The 1,151-nt window shown below is 75.4% G+C and carries 2 protein-coding genes; both read right to left on the minus strand.

Going from position 1 to position 1,151, the window contains the following annotated elements:
* A partial coding sequence (locus tag AB0I73_RS41435; RefSeq protein ID WP_363045538.1) for a DnaB-like helicase C-terminal domain-containing protein occupies positions 1–942 on the minus strand: 942 nt, incomplete at its 3' end.
* Positions 939–1,151: hypothetical protein (locus AB0I73_RS41440; RefSeq protein WP_363045539.1), on the minus strand; the 213-nt coding region annotated here is incomplete at its 5' end. The genes AB0I73_RS41435 and AB0I73_RS41440, both read right to left, overlap by 4 nt.

Raw genomic sequence — 1,151 nt, forward strand, 5'->3', positions numbered from 1 at the left:
GATGGTCTTGATCCGGGAGCGGATGCGGGCGGGGCTGAGGCGGGCGGAGTAGTCCATCCACAGCGGCAGGCCCCGCAGTTCGGGGGTGTGCCGGTCCAGGCGGTCCCAGTCGTCCTGGGTCAGACCGTCGACGCCGTCGCGGATGTGGTGGAAGGCCACCCGGGCCCGGGCGGACAGGATCCGGTTGCTGACCTCCGCACGGCCCATTTCCAGGCTGTGCACCAGGGTGGGGGCGCCGGTGCGGGCGTTGGCGGTGGCCACGCCGAGGGCGAACGCGGACTTGCCCATGGCCGGGCGGGCGGCGACCACGATCAGCTGCCCGGGCATCAGCTTCATCAGGGCGTCCAGGTCACTGAAGCCGGTGACGGCGGCGGCCGGGAGGGACACCGCCAGGCTGTCCAGGTGGGCGTCCAGGTGGTCGCCGAACCGGCCGAAGTCGTCGTCGTCGGCCTGGTCGTCGGCGGCGAGGTACTCCAGCTCCGCCTGGTGGGCGGTGATGGTCTCCGGCACGGACAGGGGGTCGGCCTGGCGGGCGCCCTGCATCCCGCGCACCAGGGCGGCCTGGTAGCGGCGCACCTGGGCGTAGCCGTGCACCAGGTCGGCGTAGTGGCCGGCCTCGGCCGCCGAGCACGCTTCACTCGCGAGCCGGGACAGGCCGACCACCCCGCCGGCGCGTTCCAGGTCGCCGGTGCGGCGCAGCTCGGCCTCCACCGCCGGTACGCCGGTCGGGCGGCTCGCCCCGTGCAGCCGCTGCACCGCCGACCAGACCAGCTCGTGCGCGGGCTCGTGCCAGTCGCCCTCGCGCACGGCCCGGGCCACGTCGGCCACCGGGTCGTAGGAGGGGGTGGCCATCAGGCAGGCGCCCAGCGCGCGGCGCTCCGCGTCCACCGACACGGCCTGCCCCTGCTCCTGCTGCTCCCGGTCCAGCATCTGGGTGGTCACTGGGCCGCCTCCACCTGGCTGCGGGTGATGCCGGGGTGGGTGCAGCGGCGCTGCGGGCCGCTGTCGTCGTCGTCCAGGAGCCAGCCGTACTCGTCACACGCCGGGCAGGCCGCGATGACGGCACGCGTCGCCGTCGGCCGCGGGCTGCTGGTCGGCGCAGGAGCGGGCTGCGGGCGCACCAGCGCGTAGCGGCGCAGGTCCTGCACCCA

Origin of the sequence: Streptomyces sp. NPDC050388 (genome assembly GCF_040655635.1) — a bacterium.
In the GTDB taxonomy this organism is placed as follows: Bacteria; Actinomycetota; Actinomycetes; order Streptomycetales; family Streptomycetaceae; genus Streptomyces.